The organism is Rhizobium sp. L9 (assembly GCF_002531885.1).
Lineage (GTDB): Bacteria > Pseudomonadota > Alphaproteobacteria > Rhizobiales > Rhizobiaceae > Rhizobium.
This window is the reverse complement of sequence record NZ_NWSZ01000111.1, coordinates 1-609: the sequence shown is the minus strand read 5'-3', so window position 1 is coordinate 609 and position 609 is coordinate 1. Positions and strand designations below refer to the sequence as shown.

The 609-nt window shown below is 55.5% G+C and carries 1 pseudogene; it reads right to left on the bottom strand.

Features of this window, described 5'->3' with window-relative positions:
• Positions 1-199 precede the first annotated feature (199 nt).
• Positions 200-609 (bottom strand): annotated as a pseudogene (gene nodD1 / locus CO660_RS33640) (transcriptional regulator NodD1); the annotation flags it as partial.

Genomic DNA, 609 nt, shown 5'->3' with positions numbered 1-609 from the left:
GGTTGTTTCATTGGTCGGTTGAACGGCGGGCGTAGGAGAGCATCTGTCCAGTTCCTCCATACTTGGTCGTCAGTCAGCGCGGCTGTTGGGCCAGCGGCGACAGGATCGATCATCCGTGAGACTGTAGCGGCGGCGTCTCAAAGAGGCTCCTCATTCCGACGCCATGAATCACGCCGAACGACAAAACCACGAAAGAATGCTAGGAAATCCTGAGACGTCTCATTACCTCATGGGGCGAGGGCATGCGGGATGCTTCCTGACATAGCACGTCCCGCATCCAGAGGCTTGCTTGATCACTATTGTGAAGCGCGGGCCATTGGAGGGCTTGTGTGAATGCGGGCAACGGTATCGGAAGGTCGGCGATCCGTAGGGGTATTGTCTTTTCGAGCTGCTTGACCAGGCGTAAGGGCATTGTCGCTATGCGCTCGGTCCCTGAAAGCATGAACGGAACCATGCTGAAGCCCTGCACGACTACTTCGACATGTCTCTTAAGCCCATGCCCAAGCAAACACCATTCCTCGATGGAAGCCGTCCTAGCGTTCCCAAACTTCACCACAACGTGTCCCATCGACATATACCTCTCGAGTGTAAGTTGCTCCGAGAGTAGCT